The 20,634-nt window shown below is 64.1% G+C and carries 14 protein-coding genes; 6 read left to right on the forward strand and 8 right to left on the reverse strand.

The window, feature by feature from the left end:
• Both IPM89_15560 and IPM89_15565 read left to right on the forward strand, forming a co-directional pair.
• Positions 1 to 1,836, forward strand: coding sequence for an ATP-dependent Clp protease ATP-binding subunit (locus IPM89_15560; protein QQS54195.1), 1,836 nt, complete (start codon positions 1 to 3; stop codon positions 1,834 to 1,836).
• A gap of 1 nt (position 1,837) precedes the next feature.
• Complete coding sequence (locus IPM89_15565) at positions 1,838 to 2,926, forward strand: hypothetical protein (GenBank protein ID QQS54196.1); 1,089 nt, start codon at positions 1,838 to 1,840, stop codon at positions 2,924 to 2,926.
• A 76-nt stretch (positions 2,927 to 3,002) separates the two neighbouring features.
• Here IPM89_15565 and alaS read toward each other — a convergent pair whose 3' ends face one another.
• From alaS to pncC, 5 genes are all read right to left on the reverse strand, one after another.
• Entirely contained in the window at positions 3,003 to 5,630 is a 2,628-nt protein-coding gene (gene alaS, locus IPM89_15570; protein ID QQS54197.1) for an alanine--tRNA ligase, read from the reverse strand.
• A gap of 52 nt (positions 5,631 to 5,682) precedes the next feature.
• Entirely contained in the window at positions 5,683 to 6,192 is a 510-nt protein-coding gene (locus IPM89_15575) for a regulatory protein RecX (GenBank protein QQS55972.1), read from the reverse strand.
• A complete protein-coding gene (gene recA / locus IPM89_15580; protein QQS54198.1) occupies positions 6,170 to 8,338 on the reverse strand; it encodes a recombinase RecA in 2,169 nt (722 codons plus the stop codon). The genes IPM89_15575 and recA overlap by 23 nt, the downstream gene beginning before the upstream one ends.
• Positions 8,339 to 8,422: 84 nt before the next feature.
• Positions 8,423 to 8,953: an RNA 2',3'-cyclic phosphodiesterase gene (gene thpR / locus IPM89_15585; protein QQS54199.1), complete on the reverse strand. Its 531-nt coding sequence runs from the start codon at positions 8,951 to 8,953 to the stop codon at positions 8,423 to 8,425.
• Positions 8,931 to 9,443 (reverse strand): nicotinamide-nucleotide amidase, encoded by a 513-nt coding sequence (pncC, locus tag IPM89_15590; GenBank protein QQS54200.1) that lies wholly within the window; start codon positions 9,441 to 9,443, stop codon positions 8,931 to 8,933. The genes thpR and pncC overlap by 23 nt, the downstream gene beginning before the upstream one ends.
• Before the next feature lie 138 nt (positions 9,444 to 9,581).
• Between pncC and mutS the strand changes: the two genes are divergently transcribed.
• Both mutS and IPM89_15600 read left to right on the forward strand, forming a co-directional pair.
• Positions 9,582 to 12,161, forward strand: a complete 2,580-nt coding sequence (gene mutS, locus IPM89_15595; GenBank protein ID QQS54201.1) for a DNA mismatch repair protein MutS — start codon at positions 9,582 to 9,584, stop codon at positions 12,159 to 12,161.
• A gap of 415 nt (positions 12,162 to 12,576) precedes the next feature.
• A complete protein-coding gene (locus tag IPM89_15600; protein QQS54202.1) occupies positions 12,577 to 12,780 on the forward strand; it encodes a heavy-metal-associated domain-containing protein in 204 nt (67 codons plus the stop codon).
• 59 nt (positions 12,781 to 12,839) lie between these two features.
• Here the strand turns inward: IPM89_15600 and IPM89_15605 are convergent, their stop codons facing one another.
• The 3 genes from IPM89_15605 to uvrD all read right to left on the reverse strand — a co-directional run bounded on the left by IPM89_15605 (position 12,840) and on the right by uvrD (position 17,658).
• Positions 12,840 to 13,478 carry an outer membrane beta-barrel protein gene (locus IPM89_15605; GenBank protein ID QQS54203.1) on the reverse strand — a complete coding sequence of 213 codons (639 nt, stop codon included), beginning with the start codon at positions 13,476 to 13,478 and terminating at the stop codon, positions 12,840 to 12,842.
• A 140-nt stretch (positions 13,479 to 13,618) separates the two neighbouring features.
• Complete coding sequence (gene tadA / locus IPM89_15610; GenBank protein QQS54204.1) at positions 13,619 to 15,472, reverse strand: Flp pilus assembly complex ATPase component TadA; 1,854 nt, start codon at positions 15,470 to 15,472, stop codon at positions 13,619 to 13,621.
• Positions 15,469 to 17,658 carry a DNA helicase II gene (uvrD, locus tag IPM89_15615; GenBank protein QQS54205.1) on the reverse strand — a complete coding sequence of 730 codons (2,190 nt, stop codon included), beginning with the start codon at positions 17,656 to 17,658 and terminating at the stop codon, positions 15,469 to 15,471. The genes tadA and uvrD overlap by 4 nt, the downstream gene beginning before the upstream one ends.
• 138 nt (positions 17,659 to 17,796) lie before the next feature.
• Between uvrD and IPM89_15620 the strand changes: the two genes are divergently transcribed.
• Together IPM89_15620 and IPM89_15625 are read left to right on the forward strand one after the other, a co-directional pair.
• Complete coding sequence (locus tag IPM89_15620; protein QQS54206.1) at positions 17,797 to 19,128, forward strand: UDP-glucose/GDP-mannose dehydrogenase family protein; 1,332 nt, start codon at positions 17,797 to 17,799, stop codon at positions 19,126 to 19,128.
• A complete protein-coding gene (locus tag IPM89_15625; protein QQS54207.1) occupies positions 19,125 to 20,543 on the forward strand; it encodes a mannose-1-phosphate guanylyltransferase/mannose-6-phosphate isomerase in 1,419 nt (472 codons plus the stop codon). Before IPM89_15620 ends, IPM89_15625 begins: the two co-directional genes overlap by 4 nt.
• Positions 20,544 to 20,634: the final 91 nt, after the last annotated feature.

Raw genomic sequence — 20,634 nt, forward strand, 5'->3', positions numbered from 1 at the left:
ATGACCACTGCGCCCCCTTGGCCCCGCTGGATCGCCGACCTGCACCGCCTGCTCGGCATTCGCCCGCAATTCCTGCTCGCCGGGCCGATCCGCGATCTGTTCCTGACGCCCCTCGACGGGCAAACCGTCCTGCTGCCGATCCTGGACGGTCTCTGGGAAGGGCTGGCCCTTCATGGCTATCAATACCTGCTGGTCTACGACCGGGTGGACGGGCTGCGCCTCCATCCCGACACCCCCACGACTCGGCAACTCGCGCAACGCACGCTCAACCAGGATTTCCAGGGCCACCCGGTTCCCATCAGTCTCAACCGCCTGCCCACCGTCCTGCGCACGCTGATCACTGCCCCGGTGCGCGCCGCCGCCGTCATTGACTACGCCTCGCGGGTGCCGGTCAGCGTCCAGCAACTCAGCGAGGCCGAACATGAATTCTTCACCGCCTGCGAAAAACTCGCCTACGTCGCGCATCCCGTGATCGCCGCCCCGGACCGTCCTCCGCTGTTCAATCCACTGCTCTGGCTGTGCCATCGCGAGACCGATCTGCCTTCCTGGCTCACCTTGGACAACGAAGCCCTCCACCGCCTGACGCTCTCACCGCCCGACTTCGACGCGCGTCGCCACGCCGCCGAACTGCTGGCGTCCTCCTTCGCCGATCACGCCCAGGCCACCGCCGAACAGCAGCGCACGTTCGCCGACTGCTTCGCCCAACTCACCGAAGGGCTGAGCCTGCGCAGCCTGTTCGCTATCGCTCAACTGGCCGAGGCGCAACACCTGCCGCTGGCCGAGGTCGGCGACGCCGTGCGCTGTTTCCAGGTCGGGGCGCTGGACAACCCCTGGAAGAAAGCCTACCTGCGCGAACGCATCCAGAACGCCGCCGAGGTCATCGGCCAGCGCGTCAAGGGCCAAAAGCCGGCGATCATCAAAACCGTGGACATCCTCATGCGTTCAGTGATGGGCCTGACCGGCGCGCACACCGCCGTAACTTCCAGCCGCCCGCGCGGGGTACTGTTCTTCGCCGGTCCCACCGGGGTCGGCAAAACCGAACTGGCCCGCGCCCTGACCGCGCTGCTGTTCGGCGATGAACGCGCCTACATCCGCTTCGACATGAGCGAATTCGCCGCCGAGCACGCCGACGCCCGTCTGCTCGGCGCGCCGCCCGGTTATGTCGGCTACGACGCCGGCGGCGAACTGACCAACGCGGTCCGCGCCCGGCCGTTCAGCGTGATTCTGTTTGACGAGATCGAAAAGGCCCATCCGCGCATTCTCGACAAATTCCTGCAAATCCTCGAAGACGGGCGCTTGACCGACGGGCGCGGCGATACCGTCTATTTCTCGGAAGCGATCCTGATTTTCACCTCCAATCTCGGCATCACCGTCCAGGACGACACCGACCAGCGCCGCCTGCGGGTCCAACCCGGCGAACCCTATGAACAGGTCGAGCGCCAGGTGCGCGCCGCCATCGCCGATTACTTCAAATTCACCTTGGGCCGCCCGGAAATCCTCAACCGCATCGGTGACAACATCGTGGTGTTCGACTTCATCCAACCGGCCATCGCCGAACAGATTTTCGCCGGGATGCTGGATCACATCGCCCGGCGGATCGCCGACGAGCATGAGTTCATCCTGCTCATCCCGGAACCGGTGCGCCAACAATTGCTGGTCTGGTGTACCCAGGATTTGAGCGACGGCGGGCGCGGTATCGGCAACCGTCTGGAAACCACCTTCGTCAACCCGCTGGCCCGCGCCCTGTTCCATTTGGAAGAAGATCCTGAACGCCGGCGGATCACGGTGATAGCGGTGCGGCTTGACGACCATGTTTACCGCGTGGAGTTGACCTGAGATGAGCGGCCCCAAATGCTATCGCTACACGGTCGATTCCGCCCGATTGCAACAACAGTTGGAAGCCGAACGCCAGCACCGGGAGCGGGAACAATGCCGGCAGGCCATCGCCCAAATTCACGCAGAATGGTCCACCCTGCCGCAGACCCTGGCCGATCTCCAGCAGCGCTATCCCGCTGAAGCCTTCGCCATCGACCTGATCCCGCCCGCATCGCCCACCGACGACACGCTGGACGTGCTCCGGTCGTATCGGGACCGGCTGAATCAACAACTCCTCCAGGCCCACGCCGATCTGCAACGGTTGAGCGAACGCGCCGCTGCCAACCACGCCGCGAAAACCCTGCTGGCGGAACTCAGTCAGGATGCACCCGCCACGATTCGCAGCGCCGCCGAGGTTCTGCAAGCGCGCCTTGATCCACTCCCCATCAACGACCGGCGGGCGGAATGGCAACGCCTGTTCAGCCGCCTGAACGACGCCGATCAACTGCATCCTCCGGCGACCTTGATCGAGCTGCGCGATGCCTTCCTGACCACTGCCCACGCCCCGCAAGCTGACGTGCTGGCCGTTGAACTGCGCCAACAGATTCAACTTTTTAACCAAGCCCACCGGATGGCGCTCGAACAGCATCGCCAACAGGAAGAACAGGACGCGGCCCGCCGCTACGCGCAACAGGTGATCGGCGAAACCCTGGCGGAACTGGGCTACGACGTGGCACCCGGTTTTGCCACCTTGTTTGTCGAAGGCGGCGTCGCGCATATTCAAAAGCCGGACTGGGGCGACTACTACGTGCGATTGCGGGTCCAGCCGGACGCCGGCGACCTGAACCTGAACGTCGTCCGGGTCAGCGAAGACCGCGCCGCCGCCTCGAACGAGCGGGTTCAGCGCGACCGGGAGATGGAAGAACAGTGGTGCGCCGCGCACCGGGAGTTGCTGCAATGCCTGCAAGAACGCGGCATCGCCAGCCGGCAAACCCGCGCCCTCGCTGCCGGCGAATTACCGGTGCAGACCGTCCAGCCAGACGCGATTCAGCAACCGAGCCGGACGCGACATCGCCGGCAGGACTTGCACCGGCGACAGCGAGAGCTTTAAGGCAGCGCGCTGGCTGGTATGGCGCGCCCACGCCGGTAGCGAACGGTTGTTGTTCGCCAGCCCCGAATGGCGGATTTCAGGCAAGTTGGCCGCGCACCCAGTCGGGCACGGATTGCAGAGCGCTGTCCAGTTTCGAGGGGTCGGTGCCACCCGCCTGGGCCAGGTCGGGGCGGCCGCCACCCTTACCACCCACTTGCTGGGCGACCATGTTGACCAGATCGCCGGCCTTGAGCCGTCGGGTTTCCGCCGAAGTGACTCCAGCCACCAGTCGCACCTTGCCATCCTCGACCGTGGCCAGCACCACCGCCGCCACCTTGAGCTGATTCTTGTAGCGGTCCACCGCTTCGCGCAGGGTCTTGGCGTCCACGCCATCCAGCCGGGCGGCCAGCACCTTGATGCCGTCCACCTGTACCGCTTGGCCGAGCAAATCGGCGCCCTGTCCACTGGCCAGCCGGGCCTTGGCCTGCTCGATCTCTTTTTCCAGTTGCCGGGTACGCTCGACCAGTTGCCGGACCTTGTCGGGAAAGTTGTCGCGGTCGCCCTTGACCAGTTGCGCCACTTGCCGGGCACGATCCTGAAGGGCGGAGACGAGATCCAGCGCCCGTTCGCCGGTCACCGCCTCGATACGCCGCACCCCGGCGGCCACGCCGCTTTCGGCGGTAATCTTGAACAGGCCGATGTCGCCGACCCGGCGGACATGGGTGCCGCCGCACAGCTCGGTGGAAAAATCGCCCATCCGCAGCACCCGCACCCGGTCACCGTATTTTTCGCCGAACAGCGCCATGGCGCCGGCGGCGATGGCTTCTTCCGGCGCCATGATGGTGGTGTCCACCGCCACGTTGCCGCGAATTTGCGCGTTGACCAGCCGCTCGATGGTCTCCAATTGTTCCGGGGTCACCGGCTCGGCATGGGAGAAGTCAAAGCGCAGCCGCTGCGGGTCCACCAGTGAGCCTTTCTGGGTCACATGCGGACCCAGCACCCGGCGCAACGCCGCGTGCAGCAAATGGGTAGCGGAATGATGGAGCGCGGTCGATTGACGCTGAGCGGCGTCCACTTGCGCCAGCACGGTGGCGCCGGTTCGCAGTTGACCCTGTTGCAGCGTGCCGATGTGGATAAAAGCGCCTTCACCCTGCTTTTGCGTGTCGCGGATCACAAACTCCAGACCATCGGCGCGCAACCAGCCGCTATCGCCGACCTGGCCACCCGATTCGGCGTAGAACGGGGTGTGGTCCAGTACCACCATACCCTCGTCGCCGGCGTTCAATTGATCGACCGCCGTGCCGCCGCGGAACAGCGCCAGCACGGTCGTTTCCTCCTCCAGCCGGTCGTAACCGTGAAACTCGGTGCGGCCGGCAACATCGAGGTCAGCGGTCTGGCGCTGGCCGAACTGGCTATGGGCGCGGGCGCGCTCCCGCTGCGCCGCCATTTCCCGGTCAAAGCCGGCCATATCCAGTTGCAGGCCGCGCTCGCGAGCGATGTCGGCGGTGAGATCGACCGGGAAGCCGTAGGTATCATAGAGCTTGAACACGGTCTCGCCGGGAAGAGTCGCGCCCGACAAGCGGGCGATGTCTTCCTCCAGCAGCTTCATACCGTGCGAAAGAGTCTCGGCAAAGCGTTCTTCTTCCTGTTGGATGGCTCGCGTGACCTGCGCCTCGGCATGGGCCAATTCCGGATAGGCGCCGCCCATCTCCGCCACCAAGGGCGCAACCAGCGTGTGGAAAAAACGGCCTTCGGCGCCCAGCTTATAGCCGTGGCGGATGGCGCGGCGCATGATCCGTCGTAACACGTAACCACGCCCTTCGTTGGAGGGCAACACGCCATCGGTGATCAGGAAGGCGGTGGCGCGGATGTGGTCGGCGATCACTCGCAGCGAGCTGGACTGCAAATCCGTCGCGCCGGTCGCCACCGCCGCCGCCTGGATCAGGTGTTGAAAAAGGTCGATTTCGTAGTTGCTGTGCACACCCTGCATGACCGCCGCCAACCGCTCCAGCCCCATGCCGGTATCGACCGACGGTTTCGGCAGCGGCGTCAGCACCCCGCCGGCGTCGCGGTCGTATTGCATGAACACCAGATTCCAGATTTCGATGTAGCGGTCGCCGTCTTCATCGGGCGAGCCGGGCGGACCGCCGGCGATGCCGGGACCGTGGTCGTAGAAAATCTCCGAGCAGGGACCGCAGGGGCCGGTATCGCCCATCGCCCAGAAATTGTCGCTTTCGTGGCGCTTGCCGCCCGGTTTGTCGCCAATGCGGGTGATGCGGTTCCTGGGCACCTGGATCTCGTCGGCCCAGACCTGATAAGCCTCGTCGTCGGTTTGGTAAACCGTCACCCACAGCTTGTCCGGCGGCAGCTTCAGCACATCGACCAGAAATTCCCAGGCGAAATGAATGGCTTCTTTTTTGAAATAGTCGCCGAAACTGAAGTTGCCCAGCATCTCGAAAAAGGTGTGGTGACGAGCGGTGTAGCCGACGTTTTCCAGATCGTTGTGCTTACCTCCGGCCCGCACGCAACGCTGGGCGGTGGCCGCCCGGTGATAGGGGCGGTGGTCGCGGCCGGTGAACACGTCCTTGAATTGCACCATGCCGGCATTGCTAAACAGCAGCGTGGGGTCGTTGAGCGGAACCAGCGGGCTGCTGGCAACCACTTCGTGGCCGTGATCACGGAAATAATCGAGAAAGAGGGTGCGAAGTTCGGCGCTGCTGGTCATGGTCGGGCTTCAAAAATCTAGGGTTTGGGGTTTAGGGTTCGGGGTTTGGAGATCAGGGTTCGGGAGCATTTTCTGTTCCCTGTTCCCTGAACCCTCCAAAAAGAAGCTTAATCTGGTCCAGGGTAAAGCCGTGCTGGCGAAGCACCCGCGTTTGCCGCATCCGTCCGGCGGCATCGGCGGGCAAGAGGGCCTTGAAGCGCTTGCGGTGCAGTTCCCGCAGCTTGGGCAGCCAGTCGCCTTCCAGCTCCGCCAGCACCGTATCGACCAGTTCCCGTGGCACGCCGCGCTCGCGTAGCTCGCGGCCGATCCGCAACGGTCCGTAGCCCTTGTCGGCCCGGCCGCGGGCGTAGAGTTCGGCGAAGCGGGCCTCATCGAGCCAGCGCTCTTCCACTAACTGGTCCAGCGCCGGTTCGATACAATCGGCCGGAAAGCCACGCTGGATTAGCTTTTGGCGCAGCTCCAGCCGGGAATGCTCGCGCCGGGCCAGCAGTTCCAGCGCCTTGGCGCGAACCGCCGCCGGGTCGTCGGTGGCGGCCCGCTCAGAGATCCGTGTCCAGTTCATCGGTCGCCGCGCCAGGGGCCTCATCATCCTCGACTCGTTCGGCCGTCACCGGCACCGCATCGGGACGGACCAGGAAATGATCGCGGATCTTGCTTTCCAATTCGCGAGCCAGTTCCGGGTTTTCCTTGAGATAGTTACGGGCATTGTCCTTGCCCTGGCCGATGCGAGTGCCGCCGCGACTGTACCAGGCGCCGGATTTTTCGATCAGCGCCGCCTTGACACCCAAATCGATAATCTCGCCCAGCCGAGAGGCGCCCTCGCCGTAAAGAATTTCGAACTCGGCCTGCTTGAAGGGCGGCGCCAGCTTGTTTTTGACCACCTTGACCCGGGTTTCGTTGCCGATGACCTCGTCGCCTTTCTTGATCGCGCCGGTGCGGCGAATGTCCAGCCGCACCGAGGCGTAGAATTTGAGGGCGTTGCCGCCGGTCGTGGTTTCGGGCGAGTTGTGGACGACCACATGGTCCACCAGATAGCTGTGATGCCCCTTCACCGCCAGATCGAAACGCATGCGGTGGCGCGGGGCAGCGAGACGGATTTCCTTGCGGGTGACCCGCATCGGCGCCGCCCGCAGTTCGGTGCGGGCTTCAAGCAGGCTGCCGTTTGGACCATCGGATGTATCCGGTTTCCAGCGGAACCGCCCTCGAAAATCGGGGTGCAATTTGTAATCCAGGGATGGATGTAAATAGGGCGCGATTTTCTCATGCAGCAGGCGCGCCCGTTCACCGCTGAACAGCAACGAACGGGCGCGCACGGTGGGACACCCCATGCCCAGTTCCTCCAACCGGGCCGCGAGCCGCTCCTTGTCGGCCAAGGAGAGACTGACGCAGGCAATTTCAGCCTTGCCGTGGCCCCAACGCTCGTAACTGCCAGAAAATGTGCCGTCGTCGCCGTACCAGATCGCCACCGCCCGGTCGTCCAGCGCGGCCAGCATCGCCGCGCTGACCTGGCGACCTTCCGGGCCATAAGCCTGTCGGTGTAGTTCGGCAAGCTGGAGCATCGGAATGGTGTCGAAACCAAAACCCTTACCCATTTTGCCGATCTTATTGGCGAACGGAGCCAGCATTGCCCATTTCCATTGGCAGTAGTCTTGCTGCCGCTCGCCATGCCCCACCCGGAAGGACACATTTTGCTCCGACGCATAACGCAGGGAACCATCGCCCAACACACCACCCAGGATCAGTTGGCGCTGATCTTCGCTCAGATCGTATTGTTTGGCGGCGGCCAACACCTCGTCGCCCACATGCAGTTCGCCCGCCCGTCGTTCGCCGTTGGGAGTAAAAATCAAGTGGTTGGCGGTACAAGTGAATTTGCGTCGCCCGGAACCACGGCCGGCCGCCACCTCGAAATACAGCCATTCCTCCGTCGCACCATTGCGGAACCATTTAACGACCGGACGAGGTTCGATGCGCCCGGTTGCGGAGTCCATGGATAGCACTTCAACGGGCTTCTTCTGATTGACAATTTTGCCAATTTTCTCGGTCGATCCATCAGCCAGCACAACCCGCGCGCCATAATCGAAACAGCCAAACATGACGCCGATCTTCATCCTGATTTGATTGATAAAAATAACCAGCGTGTTCGAGCGCTTGATGTTGGCGGTAAGCTTGCGCAGCGCCTGGCTCATCAGTCGGGCGTGCAGGCCGACGTGAGAGTCGCCCATGTCACCTTCGATCTCGGCCTTGGGGGTCAGCGCCGCCACCGAATCGACCACCACGGTGTCCACCGCGCCGGAACGCACCAGCATGTCGGCGATTTCCAGCGCCTGTTCGCCGGTGTCGGGCTGGGAGACCAGCAGATCGTCCACGTTGACGCCCAGTTTGGCGGCATAGATGGGGTCCAGGGCATGCTCGGCATCGATGAACGCGGCGCAGCCGCCCAGCTTTTGGGTTTCGGCGATGACCTGTAGCGCCAGGGTGGTTTTACCGGAGGATTCGGGGCCGTAGATTTCAGTCACCCGCCCGCGCGGCAGGCCACCGATGCCCAGGGCGATGTCCAAGCCGAGCGAGCCGGTGGAAACGGTCATCACATCGCGGGAGGCGCTGGTGGCGTCGCCCATCCGCATGACCGCGCCTTTGCCGAACTGGCGCTCGATCTGGGTCAACGCGCCCGCGAGCGCCTTTTTCTTATTGTCGTCCATTCCGTGCATCCCCTTGGCAATCAGGTGAGTAACCGGCCTGGAAAAGCGGAACCGGTTGTTTTCAGCGATTATTCCACAGACCACCGATCGAACCTAGCCCCCCGGCCAGCGGCGCAGCACCCGATAGCACGAACCTTCCGGCGACGATTGCGACTCGACCAGCGCCACCTCGCCGACCCGCCAGCGGATCGGTACGGCGGGGGGTTGAGTCGGGGCCGGACCGGAAAACTGGCGCGCCAGGGTAATATGGGCCTGGAACGCCCGCCGCTCGGGGGCAAAGCCGCAACCGCGCAGCCGGCGGTGTAGCTCGGCCACCAGTTCGTACAGCGCCGGCGGGGTGCGGCTGGCGCCCAGCCACAGAATGCGGGGTCGCGGCCAGTAGCCATATCGGTCCAGGGTCAACTCCAGGGTCGGCACCGCCAAATCGCTCAAGGCCGCTTCGTAAGCCGCCAAGCGGGCGGCATCGGTGGCGCCCAGAAACACCAGGGTCAAATGCAGGTTGGCGTCGCGCACTCGCCGGCGTCCGGCGACGGCCGCCGCCTGCTCCGCCAGTTGCCGGCGCTCGGCGTCGCCCGGCCAGAGCGCCAGGAACAGCCGGCGTTCATCCCCGGTGGGCAAGCACATCCAGTATTCCTTGCAGGGCGGCGGCGACGGTTGCCCGGCGCACGGCATCGCGATCACCGTCGAAATGCTGGCGCACGATGTGGGTCGGATCGCCCCGCGACGCCCAAGCCAGGTAGACCGTACCCACCGGCTTGTCGGCGGTGCCGCCGTCGGGGCCGGCGACGCCACTGACGGCGAGGGCGATATCGGCGCGGCTGCGTTCCAGCGCGCCGGTTACCATCGCGGCCACCACCTCGGCGCTGACCGCGCCGTGGCGGGCGAGGGTCGCTTCCCGCACGCCGAGCAGCTCAGTCTTGGCCACATTGCTGTAGGTGACGAAACCCCGGTCGAACCAACCGGAACTACCGGCGATGTCGGTGACGGATTTGGCGATCCAGCCGCCGGTGCAGGATTCCGCGACCGCCAGGATTCGCTTGCGCGCATGCAGGGTGCTGCCCACCTGGGTGGCGAGTTCATAAAGGTTCTGCTGGGCTGGATTCGGTGACGACACAATGCTTCTCCCTGGGTTTGGGGGCGGCGCATGGCACTCAGGTACTATAGTGCAAACGGCAATCAGCGGCGCTTCCAACCCGAACCGGCTGGCCTGACCGCTCCGACCGCCACTTTTAACGTCCCGCGGATGATCGCGATGAACGACGAGACTCAGGATTTATCCCAGCACACGCCGATGATGCAGCAATACCTGCGCATCAAGGCCGAACATCCCGACATTCTGGTGTTTTACCGGATGGGGGATTTTTACGAACTGTTCCACGACGACGCCCGCCACGCCGCCGAACTGCTCAACATCACCCTGACCAGCCGTGGCCAATCCGCCGGTCAACCCATCCCGATGGCCGGCGTGCCGTTTCACGCGGTCGAAAGCTATCTGGCCAAACTGATCAAACTGGGCTTATCGGTGGCGATCTGCGAGCAGATGGGCGATCCCACCGCCGGCAAGGGGCCGATGGAGCGGCGGGTAGTGCGCATCGTCACCCCCGGCACCCTGACCGACGAAGCGCTGCTGGACGAACGCCGCGACAATTTGCTGGTCGCGCTGCACCAGGTCAAGCAGACCTACGGACTGGCCAGCCTCGACCTGAGCGGTGGTCGCTTCACCATCATGCAGGTGCATGGCGAGGCGGCGCTGGGCAACGAGCTGGAACGCATGAAACCGGCCGAACTGCTGATCGGCGAGGATCTTGGCCCGCCCGAGGGTTGGCGCGACCATCCCGGTCTGCGCCGGCAGGCGCCCTGGCATTTCGACCGGGACAGTGCCGTGCGCGCGCTGTGCGCCCAATTCGGGGTGCGCGATCTGGACGGCTTCGGCTGCGCCGATCAAGCGGTCGCGGTGGCCGCCGCCGGTTGCCTGCTGCAATACGTCAAGGACACCCAGCGCGGCGCATTGCCGCATTTGACCGGATTGCGGGTCGAGCGGCACGAGGACAGCGTGATCCTGGACGCCGCCAGCCGCCGTAACCTGGAGCTGGAGCACAGTCTGAGCGGCCGTCACGAACACACCCTGATCGGCCTGCTGGACCGTTGCGTGACGCCGATGGGCGGACGCTTGTTGCGGCGCTGGACCCATCGTCCGCTGCGCGACCGGAACGCGCTTGGCCAGCGGCGGGACAGCTTGCGGCAACTGCTGGACAACGGCGGCTACGAGTATCTGCGCGGTCTGCTGCGCGGAGTCGGCGACGTGGAACGGATTCTGGCGCGGGTGGCGCTGAAATCGGCCCGCCCGCGCGATTTGATCGCTCTGGGCGACGCGCTCGCCCGCTTGCCCGATGTGCAACGCTTGCTCAGTCTGCTGGATGCAGGTTTGTTGCAGGACCTCGCCGGTCGCGCCGGGACGCATCCCGAAACTTGCGATCTGTTACAGCGGGCGATCATCGCCAACCCGCCACAGGTGTTGCGCGACGGTGGCGTCATCGCCGCCGGCTACGACGCCGAACTCGACGAGTTGCGGGAATTGAGCGAACACGCCGACCGGTTTCTGGTGGAGCTGGAAGCACGGGAACGACAACGCACCGGCATCCAGAATCTTAAGGTGGGGTTCAACCGGGTGCATGGTTACTACATCGAAGTTAGCCGCGCCCAGTCGCCAGCGGTGCCGGCCGACTATCTGCGCCGCCAGACCCTCAAGGGCGCCGAACGGTACATTATTCCGGAATTGCAGGAATTCGAGCACAAGGTCCTGCGCGCCCAGGAACGGGCGCTGGCGCGGGAAAAGGCGCTCTACGATGCCTTGCTGGACCAGTTGATTGCCCGTTTGTCCGCCTTGCAGGCCAGCGCCGCGGTTCTGGCGGAGCTGGACGTGCTGGCCAATCTGGCCGAACGCGCCGCCGCCTTGCGCTGGAACCCGCCGGAACTGGTGGAGCGGCCGGGGATCGAGATCGAAGCCGGTCGCCATCCGGTGGTCGAGCAGGTGCTGGACGAACCGTTCGTGCCCAACGATCTAAAACTCGAACCCGAACGGCGGCGGATGCTGATCGTGACCGGCCCCAATCTCGGCGGCAAGTCCACCTACATGCGCCAGACCGCGCTGATCGTGCTGCTGGCGCATCTGGGCAGCTTCGTGCCGGCCGAGCGGGCGGTAATCGGTCCCATCGACCGGATTTTTACCCGCATCGGCGCTTCCGACGATCTGGCCAGCGGCCGTTCGACCTTTATGGTGGAAATGAGCGAGGCCGCCAACATCCTCCATAACGCGACGCCTCACAGTTTGGTATTGATCGACGAGATCGGTCGTGGCACCAGCACCTTCGACGGGCTGGCGCTGGCCTGGGCCTGCGCGGCGCGCCTGGCGGGCACGGTGCGCGCCTTCACTCTGTTCGCCACTCATTATTTCGAGCTGACCCGACTGCCGGAGGAGCAGCCCGGCATCGCTAACGTCCACCTCGATGCGGTGGAGCACGGCGAGTCCATTGTTTTTATGCACCGGGTCCAGGATGGGCCGGCCAGCCGCAGTTATGGCCTGCAAGTGGCGGCGCTGGCGGGTGTGCCGCCGGTGGTAATCCAGCAGGCTCGCCAGCGACTGCGGTTGCTGGAACGGCGGATGCTGCGGCGAGAGTTGACGGGCCGGTCGGCGGCGACCCCGCAACTGTCGCTGTTCGGCGAGGCGACGCATCCGGTGGTCACCGCGCTGGCGGAACTCGATCTTGACGCGCTCGCGCCGAAACAGGCTCTGGCCGAACTGCGGCGACTGAAAGCGTTATACCAATTCTGAATAGGTTTTCGTCATTCCCGCGAATGCGGGAATCCAGGCCGCCGCTGAAAAACGGGATACCCGCTTTCGCGGGTATGACGAACAGGGTGGTTATTGGCCTCCGAAAAAAACAAAACCTATCGGGAAACGATATTAGCCGGTTCATGACGCCCGAAAAGACCAATTGCTTTTTATAAGCAACTCGCTTTGCGTTGTGGTCGACTCAGGAGTGGAAATCCCCCCAATCCCCCTTTGAAAATAGGGAGGCGCCGCGTCAGCGGCAGGGGGATTGATCTCGGCGGTCCACGCTTCCACCACTCATTTCGGCGATACTCAGCGGGAGAACCGGGCGACCGAGTATTCGGAAATCCCTGTCCTCGAAATGCCCAGGGCACTCCCGCCCGTCAAGAACACCACCGTCATGAGGATGGCTGAAATGAAAGTCGAGCTTCTGGTTCAAAATGTGAAATGCGGCGGCTGTGCCAGCGCGATTCAAACCGGCTTGAGCAAGGATGCACGGATCAAGGAAGTCACGGTAGACGTGCCAACCGGCCGGGTGAGCGTGGAGGCCGAAGGGGATATTGGAGCGGAACTGCGCGCGGCGCTGCAAGCGTTGGGGTATCCGGAAAAAATCGCCTGAACGAATGCGGCGGCCGGAGGAAACGCCGCCTCTCCCGCCGCCGCAATAGAGGTTCGCGATTAGAAACGGGTACCGATGTTGATGCCGACCACCCAGGGATCGATCGCGACCGTACCGAGACTGGCTCCGTTCAGCTTGGCCTTGGTGTCGATGTCCATATAGCCCACGACGCCGTTCATGAACCAGTTTGGCGCTACATCGATATCGACCCCCAATTCTCCCGCCAGACCCCAGGAAGGATCCAGTTTGAGGCTGGTACCGGACAGAGCGCCGGTGGTCTTTTCATTCCAGAAAAAGGTGTAGTTCAGACCGATACCGGCATACGGGCGAATGTTGCTGGTCGGCATGAAGTGATACTGCACGAAGAGTGTCGGGGGCAACTGGAAGGTATTGGCCACCTTGCCGACGCCCGTCAGCTCAATGTCGTGCTTGAACGGCAAGGCGAGGAGCAACTCAACACCGATGTTGGGGCTCACCATGTAGGTGAAGTTAAAACCCAAACTATAACCGTCGTCCACGCTGAGATCGACGCCGGGCTGACCCAGGACACTGCTCAAGTTGTCCGATTTGGGAAACACCCCCCAAGCACCGGCCCGAGCCAGCCAATCGCCCGCTTCATAGGCTTGCGCCGCCGCACCCGCCAGCAAAGCACCCGCCAGGGCCGCCGCCACCGCGCTTTTAACCAGTTTCGAAGACATGATGCGTTTCCTGTTGTTATTGAACCGATTGCGTATGTGGATGCTGAAGCAAAAACCGCGTTATAACGGGGCTATTGTGTATTATCCGCAACACGTTGGTCAAAAAAAACAATGTGTATTAACCAGGAAAAGCAACGCGCCTATTCTTCATCCAGCGGGGGCAGCGTCTGCATGACCTCCTCGAAAGTGGTCAGGCCGGCGGCGATCTGACAGGCGGCACTGATCCGCAGCGGGCGCATGCCCTGTTCGAAGGCACCGCGCCGCATGACCTCCTCGTCCGTTTCCGCCCGCAACAAGCGACGCAGCTCCGGCGTCACCATCAACAGTTCGTACAAACCCACGCGGCCCAGATAACCGGTCTTGCGGCATTCCGAACAACCTTGCGGCACGCCGACGGTAGCGGGTTTCGGCAACGACCAGGGCCGAACCAGCGCCTCCCACAACCCGTCCTCGATCTGGCCGCTCGCCTTGCAATAGGGGCAGAGCGTGCGTACCAAGCGCTGCGCCATGACTCCGATCAGCACGTTTTGGATCAGGTAATACGGCACGCCCAGATCGAGCAGACGGGTCACCGCCGAAACGGCGTCGTTGGTGTGCAGGGTGGACAGCACCAGATGCCCGGTCAGCGCCGCCTGCACCGCCATCTCGGCGGCCGCCAGGTCACGGATTTCGCCGACCATGATGATGTCGGGATCTTGCCGCAGCAGGGTGCGGATGCCTTGTTCGAAGGTCAGATCGATGGCCGGCTGTACCTGCATCTGATTAAGCTCCGGCACGATCATTTCGATCGGATCCTCGACCGTGCAGACATTGACCTCCGGAACCGCCAACTGCTTGAGCGTAGTGTACAGCGTGGTGGTCTTGCCGGAGCCGGTCGGACCGGTCACCAGCACGATGCCGTGCGGCCGGGCAATCATCTTGCGCCACACCGCTTCCTCGGCCGGTGCGAAGCCAAGCTGGCTGAAGCCCTTGGTCACGGTGTCCGGATCGAAAATTCGCAACACGCATTTTTCGCCGAAGGCGGTAGGCATGGTGGACAGCCGCAGTTCGACTTCCCGGCCGGCCGGGGTGCGGGTCTTGATGCGACCATCCTGCGGGCGACGTTTTTCGGCCACATCCATCCGTCCCAGGATCTTGATGCGGCTGGTGACCGCGCTCATCACCACCGGCGGCAACTGATAGATGGCATTCAGCACACCGTCGATGCGAAAGCGGATCTGGCCCTGCTCGCGGCGCGGTTCCAGATGAATGTCGCTGGCGCGCTGGGCGAAGGCGTATTGCAATAGCCAGTCCACGATCTGCACGATCGGCCGTTCGTCGGCGCTCATCTCGCCGCGCCGGCCCAGTTCCAGCAACTGCTCGAAATTGAGGATGCCGGAAGCCGGTTCCAGCGACCCTTGCATCGCGCCCCGCACCGAGCGCGACACGCCATAGAACTCCATCTGATAGCGGTTGATATCCAGCGGGCTGGCGATAACTCGCTCGATCTCCTTGCGCAGGGTCTGCCGCAGGATGTCCTGCCACTCGCTCAGATAGGGTTCGGTGGTGGCGAACACCACCCGGGTCGCGTCCACCTCGACCGGCAGGATCTGGTAGCGGGCGGCGTACTCGTGGGATATAAACGGCAAGAGCCGCTCGACCGCGGCGATATCCAGTTTGAGAGGGTCGATGCGCAGATACGGCAGCCCGACCTTGCCGGCCAGCCACTCGGTCAACAGCTCCAGACTCAGCACCTGATGCGGCGGCTGAAGCTGGCGCAACTGCTTGTTGGCGATCACCACCAGCGGATGCAGATCAGGGCCTTCCGACCGGACACCCAGTCCAGCCCGATCGGCATCCGCCTTGGCCACCAGCCCGTCGGCCACCAGCTCGTCGAGCACCTCCTTGAGGCCCAGCCGATGCGGCGGGACACGCGGTCGGGATGATGGACTGGACTGAGGATCGGCTTTCGAGGTGGGACGGGAAACCGGTGTAGTGAAATCCAGTGGGCTCATGACAGTGTTTCCAGCTTGGCGTAGGCCACCACCAACCACTTGGCGCCACCCGCCGCCGGAAAATCGATCCGCGCCCGGGCATGATAGCCGGCACCCTCGACTTCCAGCACCACGCCTTCGCCGAAGCGGGCGTGGCGCACCCGCTGCCGGGGCCGCAGACCGGCGGGAGCGGCCCCACCGGCGGTAGTCCGAGGCACCGGCGCCGGAATCTTCGCCGGCCGCTTGACGCGGGCGCGCACGTCGCGAGTCAGTTCCTCGGGGATTTCGCCGACGAAGCGCGAGGGGGACGGGTAGTTTTCGCGGCCGTACCAGGTACGCCGATCGGCGTAGGACACATACAACTGACGGCGGGCGCGGGTGACCCCGACATAGGCCAGTCGCCGTTCCTCCTCCAATTGGCGCGGCTCGGCGATCGAGCGGCTATGCGGGAACAGACCTTCTTCCATCCCCACCAGGAACACCAATGGGAATTCCAGGCCCTTGGCCATGTGCAGCGTCATCAATTGCACGCAGTCCTCGCCGGCCGCGCCCTGCCCCTGACCGGATTCCAGGGCGGCGTGGGCGAGAAAGGCGTTCAGCCAGTCCGGCTCGTCCGGGTCCGCGCCGACCACGACCGGATCGGTGTTGGTGGTGAAATCGCCGCTGGCCTTGATCAGTTCCTGCAAGTTCTCGGCCCGCATCTCGCCCTTGTCGCCCTTGTCCTGCTCGTACATCGCCAACAAGCCGCTGTGGGTAACGACATGCTCCATCCGGCCGGGCAGCGGCCGGTCGCGGCTATCGCGGTCCAGTGTCTCAATCAGGTTCAGAAAACCGCGCACGGCGTTGGCGGCCCGCCCGCTCAGCCCGCCGTCCGTCAGCAGTTGCATAGCGGCTTGCCACAGTGAATCACCCTTGGCGCGCGCGGCCTCGCGCAGTAAATCGAGGGTGCGCTCGCCGATGCCGCGCGGTGGGGTGTTGACCACCCGTTCGAAGGAGGGATCGTCGTCGCGGTTGGCGACCAGCCGCAGGTAGGCCAGCGCATCCTTGATCTCGGCGCGCTCGAAGAAGCGCAGCCCGCCGTAGATGCGGTAGGGCATCGCCATCCCGATCAGTGTTTCCTCAAACAGCCGCGACTGGGCGTTGGAGCGATACAAAATCGCCGCGTCGCGGTAGCGGCCGCCCGCTTCCACCCACTGACGAATGCGCCCGGCGACGAAACGCGCCTCGTCCACTTCGTGGAGGGCGTTGTAGAGCTGGATCGGTTCGCCGTCGGCGTCGGCGGTCCACAGATTCTTGCCCAGTCGGGCGGTGTTTTGCGCGATCAGGGCGTTGGCGGCTTTCAGAATGTTGTGCGTGGAGCGGTAGTTCTGCTCCAGGCGGATGGTTTGCGCGCCGGGAAAATCCTCGGCGAAGCGTTGAATATTCTCGACCTTCGATCCCCGCCAGCCGTAAACGCATTGGTCGTCGTCCCCGACGATGAACACGTCGCCCCGGCCGCCGCCCAGCAGCCGCACCCATCGGTATTGAATGGTGTTGGTGTCCTGGAATTCATCCACCAGCACATGCTGGAACCGTTCCCGGTAATGCGCCAGCAATTCCGGGTTGTCGCGCCACAGTTCGTAAACGCGCAGCAACAGCTCGCCGAAATCCACCAGCCCACCGCGCTCGCATTCCTGCTGGTAGACGCTGTAGATGCGCTGGTACTGGCGCTGGACCGGATCGTCGCCGGCCAGATCGGCCGGGCGCTGGCCCTCGTCCTTGCAGCGGTTGACGAAACCGGCGGCCTGCGGTGGCGGCCATTTTTTCTCGTCCAGGTTCAGGCCGCGCACCACCCGCTTCATCAGCCGGGTCTGATCGTCGCTGTCGAGGATCTGGAAGGCGCGCGGCAATCGGGCCTCCTGCCAGTGCTGGCGCAGCAAGCGGTGGGCGATACCGTGAAAGGTGCCGATCCAAAGCCCGCTAACCACTTGATCCATCTGTTCCTCGACCCGGCCGCGCATTTCGGCGGCGGCCTTGTTGGTGAAGGTCACCGCCAGGACCGACCAGGGTGAGGCGTTTTCCACCGCCAACAGCCAAGCGATGCGCCGGGTCAGCACCCGGGTTTTGCCGCTGCCGGCCCCGGCCAGCACCCGCAAGGGTCCCAGCGGCGCCGTGACCGCCGCGCGCTGGGGTTCGTTGAGATCGTCGAGTATCCAGGAAATATCCATGGTCGGTGATTCTAGCAAAATCAAGCGGTCCTGATTGCTATGCTACAGTCTCAATGTTGTTTTAGGATCGTTGGTACGATCCAGTCGTCACCAACTCCAAGTACCCGCATTTTTCAACCTACGGAAAGTGTCGCACGCATGAAAATTACGATCTTCGGCTCCGGCTATGTCGGGCTGGTTACCGGCGCCTGCTTCGCCGAGGTGGGCAACGACGTGTTGTGCGTGGATGTGGACCCGTGCAAGGTGGCGATGCTCCAGCGCGGTGAAATTCCCATTCACGAACCGGGCCTCGACGAAGTCGTGCAACGCAACAGCGCCGCCGGTCGGCTGCGCTTCACCATCGACGTGACCGAAGGGGTCGCGCATGGCCTGTTCCAGTTCATCGCCGTCGGCACCCCGCCCGACGAGGACGGTTCCGCCGACCTGCAACATGTGCGCGCCGTGGCCCGCTCCATCGGCCAGCACCTGGAGGAGTACCGGGTGGTGATCAACAAGTCCACCGTACCGGTGGGCACCGCCGACGTGGTACGCGAGACCATCGCGGGAGTGCTCGCCGAACGCGGCCGGGACATTCCGTTCTCGGTGGTTTCCAATCCGGAATTTCTCAAGGAAGGCGCGGCGATCCAGGATTTCATGCGCCCCGACCGCATCATCGTCGGCAGCGACGAGCACCGCGCCACCGTGCAGTTGCGCAACCTGTACGCGCCGTTCAACCGCAACCGCGACCGGCTGCTCGAAATGGATGTGCGCTCGGCGGAGCTGAGCAAGTACGCCGCCAACGCCATGCTGGCCACCAAGATCAGCTTCATGAACGAGATCGCCAACCTGGCCGAGCGGCTCGGCGCCGACATCGAAAAGGTACGGGTGGGCATCGGCGCCGACCCGCGCATCGGCTACCACTTCATCTATCCGGGCGCGGGATACGGGGGAAGCTGCTTTCCCAAGGACGTCAAGGCGCTGGAATACACCGCCCGCGCGGCGGGTTACGAGGCGGCGCTGCTGCAAGCGGTGGAAACGGTCAACGAGCGGCAGAAGAACGTGCTGTTCGCCAAGATTCAGCGCCACTTCCAAGGTGAACTGCGCGGACGGACCTTCGCCGTCTGGGGGCTGGCGTTCAAGCCGGGCACCGACGATATGCGCGAAGCACCCAGCCGCAATCTGCTGGAGGCGTTGTGGAATGCCGGTTGCGCGGTGCGCGCCTACGATCCGGCGGCGATGGGCGAGGCCCGGCGCCTCTATGGCGAGCGGCCCGATTTTCACTTGTGCGAGCAGCCCATGGACGCGTTGGCCGGCGCCGATGCCCTGGTGATCGTGACCGAGTGGATTCTGTTTCGCAGCCCGGACTTCGCCGCCATCCGCCAGACGCTCAAACAGCCGGCGATCTTCGACGGCCGCAATCTGTACGATCCCGACTATCTGCGCGAACAAGGCTTCGTCTATTACGCCATCGGCCGAGGTGAACAAGCATGATCGTCCCCGTCATTCTGTCCGGCGGCAGCGGTACCCGGTTGTGGCCGCTGTCGCGCGAAGCCTATCCCAAGCAGTTCCTGCCGCTGGTGGATCAGAACACCATGTTGCAAAACACCGCGTTGCGGCTGGCCGGTTTGGCCGATGTCGCCGCGCCACTGGTGGTCTGCAACCAGGAACACCGCTTCATGGTCGCGGAGCAGATGCGGGCCGCCGGCGTGCAGCCGGCGGCGGTGGTGCTGGAACCAGTCGGCCGCAACACCGCGCCGGCGGTCACGGTCGCGGCCCTGCACGCCCAAGCCGCCGGCAACGACCCGATCCTGCTGGTGCTCCCCTCCGATCATGTCATCGCCGATGTTGCCGGTTTCCAAGCCGCCGTGCGGCGGGTCGTCCCTCACGCCGAAGCCGGCCGGCTGATCACCTTCGGCATTGTCCCCAGCGCGCCGGAATCCGGCTATGGCTACATCAAGGCCGGCGCGCCGCTGGACGACTCCGGCATTTGCGCGGTGGATCGCTTCGTCGAGAAACCCGATCCCGCCACCGCCCGGAGCTACCTGGATTCCGGCCATTACTACTGGAACAGCGGCATGTTCCTGTTCCGGGCCTCGACCTTTTTGGCCGAACTGGAACGCTTCGCTCCGGCGATGCTGGCCGCCTGCCAGCAGGCGCTGGCGACCGAGCAGGCCGACCGGGACTTCCTGTGGCTGGGGCCGGAAGCCTTCGCCGCCTGTCCCAAGGATTCGATCGACTACGCGGTGATGGAAAAGACCGCGCACGCGGTGGTGATGCCGCTGGCGGTGGGTTGGAACGACGTCGGCTCCTGGACGGCACTGTGGGAGGTCGGCCAGCACGACGCCGACGGCAACATCGAGCGCGGCGACGTCATTAACATCGACACCCGCGATTCCTACATTGATGCCGCCTCGCGGCTGGTCGCCACCGTGGGCGTCGAGCATCTGGTGGTGGTCGAAACCGCCGATGCGGTGCTGGTGGCCAGCAAGGACCGGGTGCAGGAGGTCAAGGCCATTGTCGATCGGCTCAAGGCCAGCCACCGCCCGGAAGGCTCCATGCACCGCAAGGTCTATCGTCCCTGGGGCTGCTACGATTCAATCGATCTGGATGCGCGCTTTCAGGTCAAACGCATCATGGTCCGGCCCGGCGCCTGCATCTCCGCGCAGATGCACCACCACCGCGCCGAGCATTGGGTGGTGGTCAGCGGCACCGCTCGTGTTCACCGGGGCGACGAGGAGTTCCTGCTGACCGAAAATCAGTCCACCTACATTCCGGTCGGCGTCCAGCATCGCTTGACCAACCCCGGCAAGATTCCGCTGGAAATCATCGAGGTGCAATCGGGAAGTTATTTGGGCGAGGACGATATCGTCCGCTTCGAGGATGTGTACGGGCGCGGCAACGGCTAGGCGTTACGACCATCATCGCCAGCCCGCCGCCGACTCCGGCTTCGCCCTTCGCCATCCCCAACATCCGCCGGTTTCTGGCGTTCCGGCTGCT

The organism is Candidatus Competibacteraceae bacterium, assembly GCA_016699715.1.
GTDB lineage: Bacteria > Pseudomonadota > Gammaproteobacteria > Competibacterales > Competibacteraceae > Competibacter.

What these genes read in the sequence shown, in the direction of transcription:
- IPM89_15560 (QQS54195.1), top strand. Translation starts at nt 1, where the DNA reads ATGACCACTGCGCCCCCTTGGCCCCGCTGGATCGCCGACCTGCACCGC.
- IPM89_15565 (QQS54196.1), top strand. Translation starts at nt 1,838, where the DNA reads ATGAGCGGCCCCAAATGCTATCGCTACACGGTCGATTCCGCCCGATTG.
- alaS (QQS54197.1), bottom strand. Translation starts at nt 5,630, where the DNA reads ATGACCAGCAGCGCCGAACTTCGCACCCTCTTTCTCGATTATTTCCGT.
- IPM89_15575 (QQS55972.1), bottom strand. Translation starts at nt 6,192, where the DNA reads ATGAACTGGACACGGATCTCTGAGCGGGCCGCCACCGACGACCCGGCG.
- recA (QQS54198.1), bottom strand. Translation starts at nt 8,338, where the DNA reads ATGCACGGAATGGACGACAATAAGAAAAAGGCGCTCGCGGGCGCGTTG.
- thpR (QQS54199.1), bottom strand. Translation starts at nt 8,953, where the DNA reads ATGTGCTTGCCCACCGGGGATGAACGCCGGCTGTTCCTGGCGCTCTGG.
- mutS (QQS54201.1), top strand. Translation starts at nt 9,582, where the DNA reads ATGAACGACGAGACTCAGGATTTATCCCAGCACACGCCGATGATGCAG.
- IPM89_15600 (QQS54202.1), top strand. Translation starts at nt 12,577, where the DNA reads ATGAAAGTCGAGCTTCTGGTTCAAAATGTGAAATGCGGCGGCTGTGCC.
- IPM89_15605 (QQS54203.1), bottom strand. Translation starts at nt 13,478, where the DNA reads ATGTCTTCGAAACTGGTTAAAAGCGCGGTGGCGGCGGCCCTGGCGGGT.
- tadA (QQS54204.1), bottom strand. Translation starts at nt 15,472, where the DNA reads ATGAGCCCACTGGATTTCACTACACCGGTTTCCCGTCCCACCTCGAAA.
- uvrD (QQS54205.1), bottom strand. Translation starts at nt 17,658, where the DNA reads ATGGATATTTCCTGGATACTCGACGATCTCAACGAACCCCAGCGCGCG.
- IPM89_15620 (QQS54206.1), top strand. Translation starts at nt 17,797, where the DNA reads ATGAAAATTACGATCTTCGGCTCCGGCTATGTCGGGCTGGTTACCGGC.
- IPM89_15625 (QQS54207.1), top strand. Translation starts at nt 19,125, where the DNA reads ATGATCGTCCCCGTCATTCTGTCCGGCGGCAGCGGTACCCGGTTGTGG.